At 71.8% G+C, this 15,940-nt stretch carries 16 protein-coding genes and 2 pseudogenes; 12 read left to right on the forward strand and 6 right to left on the reverse strand.

Annotated features, from left to right (window positions below; genetic code table 11):
- A pseudogene (locus Q0D75_RS19545) lies at positions 1–278 on the reverse strand (superoxide dismutase); the annotation flags it as partial.
- A gap of 51 nt (positions 279–329) precedes the next feature.
- Between Q0D75_RS19545 and soxR the strand changes: the two are divergent.
- The 4 genes from soxR to Q0D75_RS19565 are packed head-to-tail and all read left to right on the forward strand — an operon-like array spanning position 330 to position 2,691.
- The gene (gene soxR / locus Q0D75_RS19550) at positions 330–809 is read left to right on the forward strand and encodes a redox-sensitive transcriptional activator SoxR (RefSeq protein ID WP_291057296.1); all 480 of its coding nucleotides are present in this window, start codon (positions 330–332) and stop codon (positions 807–809) included.
- Positions 810–819: 10 nt separating this feature from the next.
- The gene (locus Q0D75_RS19555; protein ID WP_291057298.1) at positions 820–1,284 is read left to right on the forward strand and encodes a GNAT family N-acetyltransferase; all 465 of its coding nucleotides are present in this window, start codon (positions 820–822) and stop codon (positions 1,282–1,284) included.
- Positions 1,284–1,787 carry a hypothetical protein gene (locus Q0D75_RS19560; protein ID WP_291057300.1) on the forward strand — a complete coding sequence of 168 codons (504 nt, stop codon included), beginning with the start codon at positions 1,284–1,286 and terminating at the stop codon, positions 1,785–1,787. The genes Q0D75_RS19555 and Q0D75_RS19560 overlap by 1 nt, the downstream gene beginning before the upstream one ends.
- Before the next feature lie 52 nt (positions 1,788–1,839).
- Entirely contained in the window at positions 1,840–2,691 is an 852-nt protein-coding gene (locus tag Q0D75_RS19565) for a PPK2 family polyphosphate kinase (RefSeq protein WP_291057302.1), read from the forward strand.
- A 61-nt stretch (positions 2,692–2,752) separates the two neighbouring features.
- On the opposite strand, the gene Q0D75_RS19570 is transcribed toward Q0D75_RS19565, so the two are convergent.
- Positions 2,753–2,953 carry a hypothetical protein gene (locus Q0D75_RS19570; RefSeq protein ID WP_291057304.1) on the reverse strand — a complete coding sequence of 67 codons (201 nt, stop codon included), beginning with the start codon at positions 2,951–2,953 and terminating at the stop codon, positions 2,753–2,755.
- A gap of 115 nt (positions 2,954–3,068) precedes the next feature.
- On the opposite strand from Q0D75_RS19570, the gene Q0D75_RS19575 reads away from it, so the two are divergent.
- On the forward strand, positions 3,069–3,965 hold the full coding sequence (locus Q0D75_RS19575) for an alpha/beta hydrolase (RefSeq protein WP_291057306.1): 897 nt from the start codon (positions 3,069–3,071) through the stop codon (positions 3,963–3,965).
- On the opposite strand, the gene Q0D75_RS19580 is transcribed toward Q0D75_RS19575, so the two are convergent.
- Together Q0D75_RS19580 and Q0D75_RS19585 are read right to left on the reverse strand one after the other, a co-directional pair.
- Positions 3,962–4,171, reverse strand: coding sequence for a hypothetical protein (locus Q0D75_RS19580; protein ID WP_291057308.1), 210 nt, complete (start codon positions 4,169–4,171; stop codon positions 3,962–3,964). The genes Q0D75_RS19575 and Q0D75_RS19580 overlap by 4 nt on opposite strands.
- Before the next feature lie 119 nt (positions 4,172–4,290).
- Complete coding sequence (locus Q0D75_RS19585; RefSeq protein ID WP_291057310.1) at positions 4,291–5,538, reverse strand: multidrug effflux MFS transporter; 1,248 nt, start codon at positions 5,536–5,538, stop codon at positions 4,291–4,293.
- Positions 5,539–5,781: 243 nt separating this feature from the next.
- Here Q0D75_RS19585 and Q0D75_RS19590 point away from each other — a divergent pair, with 243 nt between their 5' ends.
- Positions 5,782–6,606 (forward strand): SDR family oxidoreductase, encoded by an 825-nt coding sequence (locus Q0D75_RS19590; protein WP_291057312.1) that lies wholly within the window; start codon positions 5,782–5,784, stop codon positions 6,604–6,606.
- A 113-nt stretch (positions 6,607–6,719) separates the two neighbouring features.
- Here the strand turns inward: Q0D75_RS19590 and Q0D75_RS19595 are convergent, their stop codons facing one another.
- Positions 6,720–7,751 (reverse strand): NAD(P)/FAD-dependent oxidoreductase, encoded by a 1,032-nt coding sequence (locus Q0D75_RS19595; protein ID WP_291057314.1) that lies wholly within the window; start codon positions 7,749–7,751, stop codon positions 6,720–6,722.
- A 57-nt stretch (positions 7,752–7,808) separates the two neighbouring features.
- Here Q0D75_RS19595 and Q0D75_RS19600 point away from each other — a divergent pair, with 57 nt between their 5' ends.
- Positions 7,809–8,432: an XRE family transcriptional regulator gene (locus Q0D75_RS19600; protein WP_291057316.1), complete on the forward strand. Its 624-nt coding sequence runs from the start codon at positions 7,809–7,811 to the stop codon at positions 8,430–8,432.
- A complete protein-coding gene (locus Q0D75_RS19605; protein ID WP_291057318.1) occupies positions 8,432–9,088 on the forward strand; it encodes a hypothetical protein in 657 nt (218 codons plus the stop codon). Before Q0D75_RS19600 ends, Q0D75_RS19605 begins: the two co-directional genes overlap by 1 nt.
- Here the strand turns inward: Q0D75_RS19605 and Q0D75_RS19610 are convergent.
- Entirely contained in the window at positions 9,048–9,722 is a 675-nt protein-coding gene (locus Q0D75_RS19610; protein WP_291057320.1) for a response regulator transcription factor, read from the reverse strand. The two genes, Q0D75_RS19605 and Q0D75_RS19610, sit on opposite strands and share 41 nt — an antisense overlap.
- 132 nt (positions 9,723–9,854) lie before the next feature.
- Between Q0D75_RS19610 and Q0D75_RS19615 the strand changes: the two genes are divergently transcribed.
- The 4 genes and pseudogenes from Q0D75_RS19615 to Q0D75_RS19630 all read left to right on the forward strand — a co-directional run.
- Entirely contained in the window at positions 9,855–11,150 is a 1,296-nt protein-coding gene (locus Q0D75_RS19615; protein ID WP_291057322.1) for an ATP-binding protein, read from the forward strand.
- Complete coding sequence (locus tag Q0D75_RS19620; protein ID WP_291057324.1) at positions 11,147–12,373, forward strand: hypothetical protein; 1,227 nt, start codon at positions 11,147–11,149, stop codon at positions 12,371–12,373. Before Q0D75_RS19615 ends, Q0D75_RS19620 begins: the two co-directional genes overlap by 4 nt.
- A 159-nt stretch (positions 12,374–12,532) precedes the next feature.
- Positions 12,533–15,235 carry a putative Ig domain-containing protein gene (locus tag Q0D75_RS19625; protein WP_291057326.1) on the forward strand — a complete coding sequence of 901 codons (2,703 nt, stop codon included), beginning with the start codon at positions 12,533–12,535 and terminating at the stop codon, positions 15,233–15,235.
- Between the two features lie 286 nt (positions 15,236–15,521).
- Positions 15,522–15,940 (forward strand): annotated as a pseudogene (locus tag Q0D75_RS19630) (hypothetical protein); the annotation flags it as partial.

The raw sequence follows: 15,940 nt of genomic DNA on the forward strand, positions 1-15,940 counted from the left end.
TCGCCTTCGGGGGTCTGGGTGTCGGGGGTGAGGTTGGTCCAGAAGATCGAGTGGTTGACGTGGCCGCCGAGGTTGAAGGCGAGGTCTTTCTCGAGCTTGTTGACGTTGGCGAGGTTGCCGGTCTCGCGGGCCTCGGCGAGGGAGGTCAGCGCGGTGTTGGCGCCGGCGACGTAGGTGGTGTGGTGCTTGTCGTGGTGCAGCTGCATGATCTTGCCCGAGATGTGGGGCTCGAGAGCGGCGTAGTCGTACGGAAGTTCCGGCAGAGTGTACTCAGTCATGACTCCACCGTAGAACCTCAAGTACAGTCGAGGTCAAGGAGATGACACCGTATGCCCAGCTTGGACCCAGGCCGTAACCTGCTCGCCATCGGCCAGCTCGCAGAACGCAGCGGCACCTCGGTCTCCGCCCTGCGCTTCTACGAGCAGAACGGGCTGATCGCCTCCGAGCGCACCGCCGGCAACCAGCGCCGCTACCGCCGCGACGTGCTGCGGCGCATCGCGTTCATCCGCACCTCCCAGCGGGTCGGCATCTCGCTCGCCGAGATCCGGGCGGCGCTGGAATCGCTGCCGGATGCCCGCACCCCCACCCGCGCCGACTGGGTGCGCATCTCGGCCCGCTGGCGCCGCGAACTGGATGCCCGGATCGCCGACCTGCAGCACCTGCGCAGCGAGCTGGACGGCTGCATCGGCTGCGGCTGCCTGAGCCTGGCCACCTGCGGACTGCGCAATCCCGGCGACGTGCTGGGCGAGACGGGCCGGGGTGCGGTGCGCTGGGACAGCGCCTCCCATCCGGATGCCGACGAGGAGTAAGGTCGCCCCCATGACTGTGACGGTGCAGCTGCTGGAGCCCGCGGAGTGGCCCGCGTTCATCACGCGCAGCAACGCGGAGTACCGGCGGGAGCGCATCGAGGCGGGCGACTCGCCCGAGTACGCCGAGAAGCGCGCCGCCCAGTCGAATGAGCAGTTCTTCCCCGACGGCCGGCCCGCCGAGGGGCAGCAGGTGCTGCGGGTGCTGGAAGACGGGCATCCGGTCGGCTCGCTCTGGCTCGGGCCCTTCGACCCCGAGCATCCGCGCGACTGGTGGGTCTTCGACATCGAGATCGACCCGGAGCACCGCGGCCGGGGGATCGGCCGGGCGGCCATGCTGCTCGCCGAGGAGGTGGCCCGGGCGAACGGCGCCGTGAAGCTCGGCCTGAACGTGTTCGGGCACAACGCCGTGGCGCAGGGGCTCTACCGCTCGCTGGGCTACGAGACGACCGCGATCAACCTGGCGAAGGCGCTGTGATGGGTGCGCCCGGAGGCCGCACGCGTGCTCACGCCGCGTTCGCCGTCGCCGCTCTGGCGACAGCCCTCGCCCTGACGGGCTGCACTGCCGGGACGGCGACGGATGCGGATGCGCCGTCCGCCTCGCCCGGCGCCTCCACCGACGTGCGCACCACCTCGGTGCCGGCCGCGCCGCCCGAGCCGACCCCCGCCCTTCCCGCGTACACCGTCGAGCAGCTGCGTCAGACGGTCAGCCAGGGTTACCCCTGCACCACCTGGACCGCCGCCACGCTCGACGCCGGAACCGGCGGCTGGTGTCAGGAATCGATGATCGGCATCTTCGTCTTCCCCGACCAGACCGGGGTCGAGGCGGTGGTCGCGCGCTCGGCCGCGAGCAGCGAGCCGCAGCCGTTCCTGGTGGGCAACCGCTGGCTGATCACCACGAGCGATCCGGCCTCCGAAGGATCCGAGCTGATCGGACTGCAAGACGTCATCGGCGGCTCGCTGGAGGGCGAGAGCGGATGAGTGCCGTCGCCATCGCGACCACCGCCCCCCGAATCGAACCGAGGAGAACCGTGTGACAAAGCATTCCGCCTCCCAGACCACCTGGAGCGATCGGCTGCGCGCCGTCACCCCGCTCGAGCTCGCCGGGATCCCCACGGGGAGCACTCCCGGTGCCATCGACAAGGAGGCGGGCGAAGAGCTCTTCGACGGGTCCGCGCGCTCGCTGGCCAAGCTGCAGGAGAAGCTCTTCGCGGCCAGCCTGTTCGGCGGCGAGCGCTCGGTGCTGATCGTGCTGCAGGGCATGGACACGGCCGGCAAGGGCGGGGTCGTCAAGCGGGTGGCCGGATCGGTCGACCCGCAGGGCATCGCGCACCACGCCTTCAAGAAGCCGACCGAGGAGGAGCTCGCGCATCCGTTCCTCTGGCGCATCGAGAAGCAGCTGCCGGCGGCCGGCCACATCGGCGTGTTCGACCGCTCGCACTACGAAGACGTGCTGGTGCCGAGGGTGCACGGCAGCCTCTCCGCCGAGGCGATCACCGAGCGGTACGCCCAGATCAACGCCTTCGAGAAGACCCTGACCGACTCGGGCACGACGGTGCTGAAGGTGTTCCTGCACCTGGGCCGGGACGAGCAGAAGAACCGGCTGCTGCGGCGGCTGGACCGTTCGGACAAGCACTGGAAGTTCAACCCGGGCGACGTCGACGACCGTGCGCTCTGGCCGCGGTTCCAGGAGGCCTACGAGGCCGCGTTCGCCGCGACCAACACGGCCTGGGCGCCGTGGCACGTGGTTCCGGCCGACCGCAAGTGGTACTCCTCGCTCGCCGTGCAGCAACTGCTCGAGGAGGCGCTGACGGCGATGGATCTCGAGTGGCCAGAGGCCGACTACGACGTCGACGAGCAGCGGGCGCGCCTGCTCGCGACCTGAGCCGAGTCGGGGCGGGGCGGGGCGCTGCGGGTGGCGGCGGCGCGCCCGGCCCGGTGCGGGCTCAACGCGCGGCGAGCTTCGCTTCGAGCTCGTCGATGCGCTCCGCCATCAGCTGGAACGCCTGCGCGATGGCCTCGAAGTTCTTGTCGGCGATCGACCAGCGCGGGTCGACGTTCAGCCGGTGCAGCACCGAGGCCTTGCCCTCGTTCATCTGCAGATCGGCCTCGCCGAGGATCCCGTTCACATCGTCGACCGTGCTCATCCTGCATCCCTTCGTCGCTCGGCGTGGAGGCCTCCGCGCCTGCCCCCACTGTAGCGACGGCCCGCCGCGATCCGCGGGGCGTCACTCTTCGGCCAACGGCTGTATCGTGCAGAGCGTGGCGTCCCTACACTCCATCACCCTCGACGACGGGCGCCGTGTCGCCTATCGGGTCTTCGGGGATCCGCGGGGCTTCGTGGTGATCAGCTGCCACGGCGGGCTGATGAGCGGGCTGGATGCCGCGATCGCCGACGCCGAGGCCCGCGAACGCGGCATCGCGCTGGTCTCGCCCGACCGCCCCGGAATCGGCGGAACCTCGCGCCGGCCCGGGCACCGGATGCGTGACTGGGTGCGCGACGACCTCGCCGCCCTGCTGCACCACCTGGAGCGATCCGGTCTGGATGTCGCCCGCTTCGGCGTGACCGGCTGGTCGGAGGGCGGGCAATACGCGCTCGCCGTGGGGCACGCGTTCCCCGAGCGGGTGACGCGGGTCGTGGTGGTGGCGGGCGCGCTGCCGCTCGACGATCCCGCGACCTTCGCCGAGCTGAACCGCACGGATGCCACGATGGCCCGTCTCTCGGCCCGGGTGCCCTTCGTGGCGCGGGCGATGTTCGCCGCGAGCCGCGTGCTCTCGCGGCGCTTCCCGCGATTCGTGGCACGCGTCTCGGGGCGTGCGCTGGACGCCAGTGACGCCGCCATCCTGCGGGGCGAGTCGGCCTGGTTCGCGGGTGCCGTCGCCGACGGAATGGCGGATGCTCGGGGCGGGGTGGAGGAGTATCACGCCTTCGTGGGGCCGTGGGGGTTCCGGCTCGAGGAGGTGCGGGTTCCCATCGCGGTGCATCAGGGCGGTGCCGACAAGCTCATTCCCGCCGCCTGGGCGGAACGGCTCGTCGAGCGGCTTCCGGATGCCCGGCTCAGGTCGTACCCGGGCGAAGGGCACTTCATCGTGGTGAGCCGCCGCGCCGAGGTGCTCGACGAATTCGCCGAGTTCGTGCGGCGGCCCGAGGTGGGCTAGACGCCCAGCTTCTTCGCCGCCTTCTTGGCGGCCTTCTCGGCGTGCTTGTAGGTCTTGGCGCGGGCCTTCTTGACGGCCGGGTCGTCCCACAGCTTCTTGGCGGTGTGGCTGATCTCCTTGTACCGGGAGGTGCCGGCCTTGGAGCCGAGCACATAGGCGGTCACGCCGACGGCGGTGACCACGAGGAAGACGAGGGGCTTGGGCATGGGATTCTCCTTCGGTACGAACGGTCTTCACCGTACGCCCGGCCCTCCGCCGCCGCTCGTGCTCTCGGCCGACTCCCGGTTGCACCTCCGTGCACGCCCACCCGACGCTCGGCGAGGCCTCAGGCGGGGGTGGCGTGCGGGGCGCGGGCGTTCTTGGGCAGGCAGAGCACGAGCAGCAGCGCGCCGACGATCACGCAGGCCACGTAGACCAGCGCGAGCGGGGTCTGGCTGTCGTCGGGGAGGCCGGCCGCCGCACCCATCGTGACGGCCACCACGAGGTAGCAGACCGCACTCGTGAGGCCGCCGACCAGGCCCAGGTTGCGGTCGAACAGTCCCAGCGCCAGACCGTAGGCGAGCGGGCAGAGCGCGCCGCAGCCGAGCATCACGAACATGCCGCCGAGAGTGATCAGCAGCAGATCGGGGCCCACCGTCAGGCCGCTGACGAGCAGGATGCCGGTTCCGACCGCGAAGGCGGCGAAGCCCGCGAAGCCGAGGGTGCGCGCCGGGATCCGGGTCGACAACGAGCCGGTGGCGAGCTCGCCGGCGAGGTTCGCCGCCCCCACCAGCAGCGCGAACGCCCCGTAGGCCACCGGCGGTATGCCGAGCTGGTTCTCGTACAACAGCGGCGCCACCACGCCGAACAGCAGCTGGGCCGTCGCGAACACCGCGAACACCAGCGTGAGCCCCACGAACAGGCGCTGACGCAGAGCGCCCGCGAGCACACCGCCGATCGCCCGGGGCCGGATCGGTGCCGCCTTCGCCGGGTCCAGCGTCTCCGGCAGCAGCCGCCACACCACCAGGCCCGCGATCACCGCCAGCACCGCGACCAGCACGAAGATGGCCCGCCACGAGGTGAACTGCACCAGCGCCCCGCCGATCGACGGCGCGATCACCGGCGCCAGGCCCCAGGAGGCGCCGAGCCAGCCGGAGAGGGAGGTGAGCTGGGGGCCACGCGAGGTGTCGGCCGCGATGGCGTAGATCACGACCATGCACGCGCATCCGCCGATCCCCTGCACGAAGCGCAGCACGAGCAGCAGCCACACCTCCGACGTCGCCGCGATACCGAGGCTCGTGAGCATGAGCAGCGCCAGGCACACCAGCAGGGTGGGCTTGCGGCCCCGGGCGTCGGCGATGATCCCCACCGGCAGCAGGCCCAGGCTCATGCCGAGCACATAGGCCGAGACCGAGTTCTGGATGAGGGCGTTGGTGCTGTCGAGCTCCCGCACCATGTGCGGGATCGCCGGCGTGTAGACGTCGATCGGGAACTGGCTGAGCGGGATGACCCCGATCAGGATGGCGATCAGCAGGCGCCGGTTCGGCAGCCGCGCCGCCGTGCTCGTGCCCGCAGTTCCGGGTGTTCCCGCCATGGCCTCCCCCTCGCTTCCCGGTCAGTGTATTGGCGGGCCGGTGCGCTGGATCGGCCGCCGGTCACCCCAGAACGGGGCGGGCCAGGCACGGGCCGGGCGGATGAGCCGAGCGTGGGGCCGGGAGCGCGCGGCCGCCTGGTAGTTGGCTGATGTGAACGGAATCGGGGAAGCGGTCGAGGCCCCGTGGGGTTGATGCTGGAGTCGGCGGCGACTGACCGCCGGCATCCGTTCGAAAGGACTCACATGACTCAGAAGGTCTGGTTCATCACCGGAACGTCCCGCGGCTTCGGCCGGGAGTGGGCGATCGCCGCCCTCGAGCGCGGCGACAGCGTGGCGGCGACCGCCCGCGACACCGCCTCGCTCGACGACCTGGTCGAGAAGTACGGCGACCGCATCCTGCCGCTGAAGCTCGACGTGACCGACCGCGCGGCCGACTTCGCCGCCGTGGCCGAAGCGCACGAGCGGTTCGGCCGCCTGGACATCGTCGTCAACAACGCCGGATACGGCCACTTCGGCTTCGTCGAGGAGATCACCGAAGACGAAGCCCGCGCCCAGCTCGAGACCAACGTCTTCGGTGCGCTGTGGGTCACGCAGGCCGCACTGCCGTACCTGCGCGCGCAGGGCAGCGGCCACATCATCCAGGTGTCCTCCATCGGCGGCATCTCGGCCTTCCCCTTGGTCGGCATCTACCACGCCTCGAAGTGGGCGCTCGAGGGCTTCTCGCAGTCGCTCGCGCAGGAGGTGGAGGGGTTCGGCATCCACGTCACGCTGATCGAACCCGGCGGGTTCAGCACCGACTGGAGCGGGTCGTCGTCGAAGACGTCCGAGCCGCTCGAGGCGTACGCCGAGCTGCACGAGAAGGTCGCCGAGGGGCGCAAGCAGCGCAACGCGACTCCGGGCGACCCTGAGGCGTCGGCTGCCGCGATCCTTCGGATCGTGGATGCGGAGGAGCCGCCGCTGCGGGTGTTCTTCGGGACGGCTCCTCTGGGGATCGCGAAGGCGGATTACGAGTCTCGGATTGCTACTTGGGAGAAGTGGAACGAGGTGTCGGTCATCGCTCAGGGGTAGGTCTGGGGACGCCTTCGGGTGTGGGATTCGACTCCGGCCTTAGGATTGAGCGGAGCTCAAAGGCGGCCGGAGTCGAATCCCACACCCGAAGGCTGCGTTGTACGGGGCGTGAGCTAGGCCGACTTGGGGGAGAGGGAGTGGGCTGCGACGGCTTCCTGGGTTTCGGTGGTTACGAGGTCGGCGTTTATTACTGTGGCGGCTGTTAGGCCGGAGGCTGCTGCTGCGATCACCAGGAGGTGGGCCGTGGCGGAGTTGCCGGCCACGTAGAGGCCCGGGACCGAGGTGAGGCCGGTGGGGTCGGAGGCTGTCCAGGGGCCCATGGGGGTGTCGGTGGTGGCGGCGCCGAGCTGGTGCAGGAGGTCGTCGTTGGGGGTAAGGCGGGAGCCGACGAAGAGGGTGTCCAGCGGGACGGTGGTGCCGTCGGCGAGGGCGACGCCGGTGAGGGTGCCCTCGGTGTCGGACAGGACCTCGGCGACGGGGGTGGGGATGACCCGGGTGCCTCGGGCTTCCAGGCCGGCCCGGATCTCGGGGGCGAAGTCGGTCACGGCGGTGCCGATGACGGTGATGTCGGCGCTCCACTGGCGCACGAGAGTGGCCTGGTGGGCGCTCATGGGCGAGGTGGTGAGCACACCGATCCGCTTGTCGCGCGACTCCCAGCCGTCGCAATAAGGGCAGGCGACCGCGCCTGTGCCCCATTGCTCGGCGAGACCGGGGATCGCGGGGAGCTCGTCGCGGAGGCCGGTGGCGATGAGGAGGCGGCGGGCGCGCAGGGTGCGGGTGGCGGTGATGGCCGGGGTGCCGGTTTCGCGGATGGGAGTGGTGGCATCCGGATCGCCGGCCGGCTCGACCGTCACCTCGAAGGCGCCGGCTTCGCCCGTGGCGGTGACGGCGCGGCCGGACAGGATGGTGGCGCCATAGCCGAGCACCTCGGCGCGGCCGAGCTCGAGCAGCTCGAGGGGGGACATTCCGTCACGGGTGAGGAAGCCGTGCATGTGCGCGGCGAAGCGGTTGCGCGGTGCGCCCGCGTCGACCACGATCACGCGGCGGCGGGCACGGGCGAGCACCAGGGCGGCATTCAGTCCGGCGGCGCCCCCTCCCACGATGATGACGTCCCAGGGCTGTTCGTTCACGATGTCTTCGGTCATGACTCCAGCCTCGCGGCGCGGGTATGAATCGGCAAACATCTGTGCTGAAATGGCAATATGGCACACGCCTCGACGGCCCATACGGCGACGGCACACACTCCGACGGCACCGACCGCCGAGCGGATCGGCGCCCGCCTGCGCGCCGCCCGGCTCGACCGCGCCCTCACGCTCGCCGAGCTGAGCGCGACGACCGGCATCTCGGCCAGCACGATCTCGCGCCTGGAGGCCGGCAAGCGCCAGCCCAACCTCGAACTGCTCATCCCGCTCGCCGCAGCCCTCGAGACCTCGATCGACGAACTGGTCAGCGACGCCGTTCCCGACCCCCGGGTGCACTCGCGCACGGTGCGCTCCGACGGGCGGATCATGCACCAGCTCTCGGGGGAGTCGTCGCAGAACCAGGCGGTGCGGATGATCCTGCCGGCCAAGGTCGAGGAGCCCTCGCTGCGCGTGCACGACGGCTTCGAATGGGTGTACGTCTTGAAAGGGCGGCTGCGACTGCTGCTCGGCGAGCACGACCTGGTGCTGCGCGCGGGCGAGGCCGCCGAGTTCGCCACCCGGGTGCCGCACTGGCTGGGCAGCGCCGACGGCGAGGAGGTCGAGCTGATGTGCATCTTCAACCGCGACGGCGAGCGCATCCACGTGCGCGCGCAGACCGAGCCCGACCGGCGGGTGGGCCGCTGATGCGTGGCTCCCGCTCCAGGGACGAGCGCTTCTCGGGGCGGATCGCGGGGTTCGGCACCTCCGAGGGCATGCGCGTGGTGATCGGGATGTGGCACGACTCGCCTCTGGGGGCGTTCGCCGACGTGATGCTCGAAGACGTGGCCGGGCATCGGATGCTGCTGGCACCACGCGACGACGTGGCCGACTACATCGCCGCCACGTACACCTTCGACGAGGTGCGGGTGCTCCCAGTGCGCAGCCGGCGCATCGAGGGCGGACTCGAGGTGGTCGCGGGCGGATCGGGTGCATCCGCGCCCTTCTTCCACGCGCGCCTGCGCATCGGCGCCGTCACCGCCCTCGGCAGGCTGCTGCGCTCGGTGCCGCGCCCGCTGGCGACCGACCCCCGCTGGCTGGCGGCGCTGGATCCCCTCGCCTCCCGGCTGATGCCGGGAGTGCACACCGCGGGCACGGCCGGCGGCGGACGCCGGGAGTACTACGGCGTGACCGCGCTGCGCGAGATCGCCTGGGCGGAGGCGGCGTTCGACGGGCGCCACCTCGGCGCTTTCGCCGCGCTCGACCCGCCCGTGCGGTTCGGCTTCGGCTCGGCGCCGCGCGATCCGCAGCTCGCCGACGTGGTCACCACGATCCGCTCGGCCGATCCTCCCCCGGCACGATGAGCCCGTCGAGGATGGCCTGGGTGCGGATGGTGACCTTCGAGCTCACGTCGATGCCCGCGGTGCGGTACTTCAGGCGGATGCGTCGCAGATCGGCCTTGGCCGTGTACTCGGTGATGCCGAGCTGCGTGGCGATGCGCTTGGCCGACTCGCCGCCGGCGTAGAGCGCCATCACCTGGCGCTCCTGGGCCGAGAGCTCGGGCATCGCGCGCACGCTCTCCAACTGCATCCCGAGTCGCGGTGAGAGGAAGCGCTCGCCGGCCAACGCCGCGCGCACGGCCAGCACGATCGTGTCGGCGCTCTCGCTCTTCACGAGGTAGCCGCTCGCCCCGCCGGCGAGGGCCTCGCGCACCACCACCGGCTCGGAGTAGGTGCTCATCACCACGGTCTTCACCCCCGCGGTCTCGAGGGCGCGCAGCTTGACCGAGATCGGCAGCTCGTCCTTCAGGTCGAGATCCAGCAGCACCACCTGCACGGGGAACTCCGGATGCGCGAGCAAATCGGTCCAGGTCGTCACGGCGGCCACCACGGCGATGTCGGGGGCCGCGCCCGTGATCCAGCCGGAGAGCGCGGAGAGCAGCATCCGGTGGTCGTCGACGAGGGCCAGGCGGATGCGGCCGGCGCGCTGATTCGTCACTGCAGCCACTCTCGTCACGTCCTTCCGTCCGGTTCGGGTGCCGGCTGTCTGGAGATCGGGTCTGGACAAGCCTAGGCCAGCGGCTATCTTCGTACTCGTGAGCCGCACCGACGTCAGCCGAGAGTCCTGCAGGTGAGCATCCTCAGGCCGTCGCCTGCGGGGGCGACGCCCGAGTCCGCGGAACGGGGACGGCTGGGCATGGTCTGCGCCCGCCGCTTCGGGATCGTGTTCGCCGTCGCCTCCGCGCTGAACCTCGTCATCCCCGGGCTGTCCCGCACCGGCATGTACCTGCCGGTGCTGGCGGCCCTCGTGGTGGTGATCGTCGGCTTCTCGCAGCTGCCCAGCCGGCACGGGATGCTGTGGGCCGGCATCACCTACGCCGCCGGCCTGCTCGCGCTGGCCGCCTTCCTGCTTCCGGGCGCAGCGGTCGACAGCCCGTCGACGGTCTCCACCGCCACCACCATCGCGTCGGCGACCATCGCCTCGCTGCTCGTGGCATTCGGGCACCGCCGGGAGCTGCCGGTGATCGCGACCGTGGCGATGCTGCCGGTGATCGCGATCGCGGCGATCGCCACCGCACCGTTCGGCCGGGTGGCGTTCGTGGTGCTGGCCATCGTGGGCGGCTGGGCGGGAATGGCCTGTGCGGGCATCTGGCTGGCGCGCAGCGAACGCGGCGCCGAGCTCGGCCGGCAGCGGCTCCGGCAGGGGTTCGCCGAGGAACGCCGCTCCACCGAGGCCGAGGCCGAGCTGCGCTACGGCGCCCGGATGATGCACGACACCGTGCTCGCCACGCTCACGCTGATCGCCCACCAAGGGCGCGGGGTGGACGCCGCCGCGTTGCGCGCACAGGCCGCGGCGGACAGCGCACTGCTCGCGCAGCTGCGTGCCGGGGGTGCCGGCGAGGGCGGGGAGGGGCAGGCCGTCGCCGCCGCCGGCGGCAGCCTCGACGAGAGCGCGAGCGAGAGCGAGCACGGGAACGGCGGCGGCAGCGAGCGCGGAACCGGGTCCGGGAGCGGCAGCGGGTCGCAGGCCTCGATCGGTGCGGCCCCGTCCCTCGCCGATCCGTGGGCCGGGGTCGACGCCTGGTGCACCACCCACGCCTTCACGGTCGACTGGCACGGAGATCGCGTGTTCGACGCGGCGCCCGCCCCCCGCGAGGCGCTGGTGCGGGCCGTGGCCGAGTGCCTCGAGAACGTGCGTCGGCACTCGGGGGAGCAGCGCGCCGAAGTGACCGTGAGCCGGCACGAGGCAGCCGTGCGCGCCGTGGTGACCGACAGCGGCGTCGGCTTCGAGCGCAAACGCGTGCCCCCCGGCCGGCTGGGCATCGCCCAGTCCGTGGAGGCCCGGATGCGCGCGGCCGGCGGCTCGGCCCGCATCTTCTCCTCGCCCGGCCGGGGCACCACAGTGCTGCTGGAGGTGCCCCGATGAGCGCGCTCAGCGCCTCACTCGACCAGCTCGCCCGCTCGAACCGAGCCGGCTCCGCCGCTCTCGGCCGCCTGCGCGCCCGTCTGCGGCAGGACCGGAACGTCAGCGCCGGCCACCTCGGCCTCGGCTTCGCGATCATCGGCGGCCTGCTGATGGTGCGCGGTCTCGCCTCCCTGGCCTGGTCGTGGACGGACGAGCCCGCACGGGCCCTGACCGCGCTCGCCTGGGTGCTGCTCGCGGTCGCGTTCGCCCTGGTGGTGCTGGCCGCCCGCCGGAGTGGCGGCGTGCTCTCGGCCCGCGTGTCGTACGCGGTGCTGGCCGTGGGCGTCGCGTCCCTCGGGCTCGACCTCGCGGGGTTCCTGGCCGACAGCGAATCGACGCTGCTGTACCCCACGGCCACGATCGGTTTCGGCGGCTGCCTGTTCGCGAGCCTCCCGCATCAGCCGTTGCGGCGCAGCCTCGAGGGCGCCTGGGTGCTCGCGGCAGGCGGCGTGGCTCTGATCGTCACGGGCGCGACCCTCGGCGCGGAGAGCCTCTCGGCCTGCGTCACCGCGGTGCTGCTCGGACTCGCCCCGGTGCTGGCCGGCATCTCGATGATCCAGGTGATCGACCGGCACGTCGGCCGTGTGATCGACCATGCGGTGGCCGACAGTCTCGTGGCGGCTCCCGCCGTGGGGCACGGCGTGCTCGCCGTCTCCGAGCTGCGGCGGATGGATGCCGACGCGGAGCAGCTGCTCGCCACGGTCGCGCGGATGCCCGCCGGCCGCGCGATCGACGCGGCGACGGCGGCCGACGCGCGGGCGCTCGGCGATCAGCTGCGACAGGCGCTGATGGCCGATCACGAGCAGTCCTGGCTGCAGATCGCGGTCACCGAATCCGGGCACCTCAGCCGCACCGTGCGGGTGAACGACCCCGCCGTGCTCGCAGCGGACCTGCAGCCCGAGCAGCGGCGCACGCTGCTCGCCCTGGTGTGGCTGTGCGTGGCGGCGGCTCCGGAATCGGGGTCGGCCGTCTCGCCGGCGCTCGAGCTCGCCTTCCTGCCGTCGGGGGCGGGGCCGGCGGCCCCGCTGCATGACGCACGGCCGAGGCCCTCGGTCGTCTTCTCGCTCGCCGACACCGATCACCGCCCCATCGATCCCGCGGCGTGGCCGCTCTTCGTGCAGCTCGGCCCGCACACCGTCGACCTGCGGGCGGGCCGTCTGCTCGTGCAGACCGAGCTCGCCTGACCCGGGCGCAGCATCCGCGACCCGGCCCGGGCCGACGCGATCCGTCCGGCGCAGCGGATCGAACGGGGGGTGCCCGGTGCGTGTACGGCGCGAGAGGGCCGTGGCACCCTGGGAGCGCCGCTGCCCGAGCGGAGCACAGCCGACTCGAGGATGCCCGCCATGCGAATCCCTTCCCTCCGCTCCCCGCGGGCCGCCCGCTCTCTGGTGAGAGGGGTGGCCGTGGCCGTGTGCGCCGTGGTGGCCCTCACGGGTGGTGTCGCCGCTGCCGCATCCGCCTCCCCCGCGACCGCCTCTGCCTCGACCGTCGGTGCCGTGACGGCCGGCCCCGTGGTGGCCCCGGCGCCCACGACCGGTGTCGGCCGGATCGACGTGCTGAAGGAGGTGCTGCTGCAGGTGCAGGCCTCGCCCGACAGTGGCGGGCGGCGCCCGGGCAAGACCGTGAAGATCGACTCCGGATCCGACGGCCGCATCAAGATCGAGCTCGACCAGTACTGCCTCGACACCTGGGCCGAGGACGGGTTCAAGGCCTGGCGCACCCTCGCCTACCCCGACGACTGCAAGTACGAGCCGTCGCAGGACTTCTACCTCGTGCCGGCCAGCAAGACCCCGACGGCGGTGGCGAACGCCGATCACGCGGCGGCGGCCGACGGGCAGTGGTTCAGCATCGTCAGCATGACCGGAAAGCAGTGCCTCGCCAGCCCCGAGGGCGGGCTCTTCCCGCACCGGCCCGATCTGTCGCCGCTCGGCTTCTACGACTACGCAAAGCAGGCCCCCTGCGACTCGTCCGATCCGAAGCAGCACTTCCGTATCGTGAACGAGGTCTGGGAGGGTGATGTCGCCCTGAAGTGGCAGGCCATCCTCGACCTCGCCGTCACCTGGGCCACCCGCCAGTGCGGCACCGACACCAGCATCGAGGCGGCCCCCTGCCAGATCAAGTTCGCCAACGACCCCACCGGTGAGTGGCTGATCCCCGGGTTCGGCCGGTCACTCACCTTCGGAACCCTCACGCCGCTCGTGCTCGGCTGTGGCACGAGCAAGGACAAGGTGGAGCCCAAGCGCACGAACCTGAGCGGGCGCGACGAGACCCTCACGGTGGCCAGCACGGTCAGCAGTCAGCACTCCGTGGAGTGGGGGATCGGGCTCTCGCTCACCCTCAGCGCCGAGATGAAGGTGGGCAAGGCCGACATCGCCTCCGTCACCAAGGGCGCCTCGTTCACCATCAACGGCAACCGGGTGGAGACCAGCACGGAGGCGGTGTCGCGCGAGTTCACGGTGTCGCAGACGGTCAGCGACGGGATGACGCTGATGAACACCTGGTCGGCGCAGGGCCTCGTGCTCGACGGCACCTGGAAGGTGGGGCTGGACATCCCGGCGGTCAGCAAGGGCGACATGGCCTGGACCTTCACCGCGGTGAGCACGCTGCCCGTCGACAACGGCGAGTTCACCAACTCGGTGATCGCCACCCACTCGAACAAGTCCTGCACCGCCTCGCCCGCGTCGGTGAACACCGTGCGGCCCTCGATCGTGACCAGCACCGAGTCGTGCGACACCGCCAAGTCGCCCGACGTCGCCACCCCCGGCATCGTCAACAGCACGCTCAAGGTGTGCCCGGGAACCTGGTCGAACACGGGAACCGACACCTCGCGGGTGTACAGCTACCAGTGGTACACGGTGCTCGCGGGCACGACGAACCGCGTTCCGATCCCGGATGAGACGGGCCCGACCCTGCGCGTGCTTCCGTCGTTCTACAGCCCGACCCAGACCCTGTACATCGGCGCCTACGTGATCGACGAGGGGCCCAGCTCGCGGTTCGCCTCGGCCCGGGTGGTCGCCGACCACGAGGCGCAGGTGGCGGCGGCGACCGTGCCGACGCCCGCCCACTTCGACACGAACTTCGCGGGCTGGCTGCCCGACGCGCACACCGAGACCGCCTACTCGCAGCAGGTGGTCACCATGCCGGGCACCGCGATGTCGCTCACGACCGACCAGGGCGCCCTGAAGGGACTGCGCCTGTCGGCCGATGGGATCCTCTCCGGCACGCCCCGAGAGACGGGGGAGATCACCTTCACGGTCACGGACACGCCGACCGACGGCGGCGCGGTCACCACCCGCGACTTCACGCTGCGCGTGTTCGCGAAGGATCCGCCGCAGCTGTCCGACTCCCCGGCACTCGCCGGCACGGTGGGCGAGGCCTTCAGCCAGACGCTGATCGCGCCGGATGCGGGCGACACCCCGGTGCTCGCCGGCAGCATCCCTCCCGGCCTCGCGTTCGACGCCTCCACGGGAACGCTCAGCGGGACTCCGACCCAGGACGGCACGAGCGGGTTCGTGCTCAGCACGTCCGATTACAGCCAGGCCTACACGGTCACCACGGCGGATGTGCCGATGGTGCTGAGCGACGCCGCGCTTCCGGTCGGCACCGTCGGCGCGGCCTACTCGGCCCAGACCGTCGTGAGCCTCGGCTCCGATGCGCAGGTGGGCCGCCTGGCCGTGACGCAGCCTGGTGAGAACGCGCTCGTCTTGGACCCCGACCCGGCGGCGCCCGAGGGGCAGCGCCGGATGCCGGCGTTGCTCGGCCTCACGCTGGATGCGCGCACGGGCCAGCTGAGCGGCACGCCGACCTCGGCCGGCACCGTCGTGATCGCCGTGGCGAACCTCGCCGACCCGTCCACGCCGGCGCAGGTGAAGACCCTCACCGTGCTGGCGGCGGACGGCGCCTCCGCGGGCTCCTCCGATCCGGCCGGCTCCGGCCGTCTCGCCGCGACGGGCTTCGCCCCGGGACTCGCCATTCCGGGCAGTCTCGCGGTGCTGCTGCTCGGGGCGCTGGTTCTCCTGCTGGCGCGTCGGCTCCGCAGGGGTTGACTCCGGAGCGGATCGGGTGTGTGATGAACACTCCCCTTCGGAAGGAGTCGATATGACCGTGCAGATCTCATCGGGTTCGATGAAGAAGGTGCGCGCTTAGGCGACGCATTTCCCGCTCGATTCCGAACCGCCCCCGTCACACGATGGGGGCGGTTCCGCGTTCCCGGTGGCGAGCGGCGGATCCGGCGATCCCGGATGACCGCGCAGGGTGTCAAGGGGTTGGCGCATCGGCCGCGCAGGGTCACGATGAACTCAGGACGGCGATGCGGAACGGGTGGACGGGATCATGACGGGCGTTTCCCTGCACGATCTCGATCTCGTGGCGCTCGCGGAGCCGGGCACCGGGCATCCCGATGCCGCCGGGCTCGCGGCGCTGACCGACGCGGCTACGGAGGCCGCCGGCGTCCGCGGAGCGACGGGGGTCGACGGCGGGCTCGCCCTCGCCCGCCGGCTCACGGGGCAGGTGCCGCTGCCGGCCGCGGGGGCGACGCACCGCCGCTTCGAGTTGCTCGCCACGCTCGCGGCCGCCGACGTCTCCCTCGCGCGGGTGATCGAGCCGCACCTCGACGCCGTGGCGATCCTCGCCGAGCTGCACGGGCCGGCGAGCGCGCCGACCGAGCTGGCGCACCTGGGCGTCGACCCATCCAGCACCTGGGGCGTGTTCGCGGCCGAGGCACCCGGCACGCGGCTCACCGCGGTTCCGGA

Origin of the sequence: Herbiconiux sp. (assembly GCF_023264855.1) — a bacterium.
Classification (GTDB): Bacteria; Actinomycetota; Actinomycetes; order Actinomycetales; family Microbacteriaceae; genus Herbiconiux.

Excerpts from the sequence above, each read along its gene's own strand:
- Q0D75_RS19560 (WP_291057300.1), top strand. The coding sequence starts at position 1,284 with ATGGGTGCGCCCGGAGGCCGCACGCGTGCTCACGCCGCGTTCGCCGTC.
- Q0D75_RS19570 (WP_291057304.1), bottom strand. The coding sequence starts at position 2,953 with ATGAGCACGGTCGACGATGTGAACGGGATCCTCGGCGAGGCCGATCTG.
- Q0D75_RS19605 (WP_291057318.1), top strand. The coding sequence starts at position 8,432 with ATGCGTGGCTCCCGCTCCAGGGACGAGCGCTTCTCGGGGCGGATCGCG.
- soxR (WP_291057296.1), top strand. The coding sequence starts at position 330 with ATGCCCAGCTTGGACCCAGGCCGTAACCTGCTCGCCATCGGCCAGCTC.
- Q0D75_RS19590 (WP_291057312.1), top strand. The coding sequence starts at position 5,782 with ATGACTCAGAAGGTCTGGTTCATCACCGGAACGTCCCGCGGCTTCGGC.
- Q0D75_RS19555 (WP_291057298.1), top strand. The coding sequence starts at position 820 with ATGACTGTGACGGTGCAGCTGCTGGAGCCCGCGGAGTGGCCCGCGTTC.
- Q0D75_RS19600 (WP_291057316.1), top strand. The coding sequence starts at position 7,809 with ATGGCACACGCCTCGACGGCCCATACGGCGACGGCACACACTCCGACG.
- Q0D75_RS19595 (WP_291057314.1), bottom strand. The coding sequence starts at position 7,751 with ATGACCGAAGACATCGTGAACGAACAGCCCTGGGACGTCATCATCGTG.
- Q0D75_RS19585 (WP_291057310.1), bottom strand. The coding sequence starts at position 5,538 with ATGGCGGGAACACCCGGAACTGCGGGCACGAGCACGGCGGCGCGGCTG.
- Q0D75_RS19625 (WP_291057326.1), top strand. The coding sequence starts at position 12,533 with ATGCGAATCCCTTCCCTCCGCTCCCCGCGGGCCGCCCGCTCTCTGGTG.
- Q0D75_RS19620 (WP_291057324.1), top strand. The coding sequence starts at position 11,147 with ATGAGCGCGCTCAGCGCCTCACTCGACCAGCTCGCCCGCTCGAACCGA.
- Q0D75_RS19580 (WP_291057308.1), bottom strand. The coding sequence starts at position 4,171 with ATGCCCAAGCCCCTCGTCTTCCTCGTGGTCACCGCCGTCGGCGTGACC.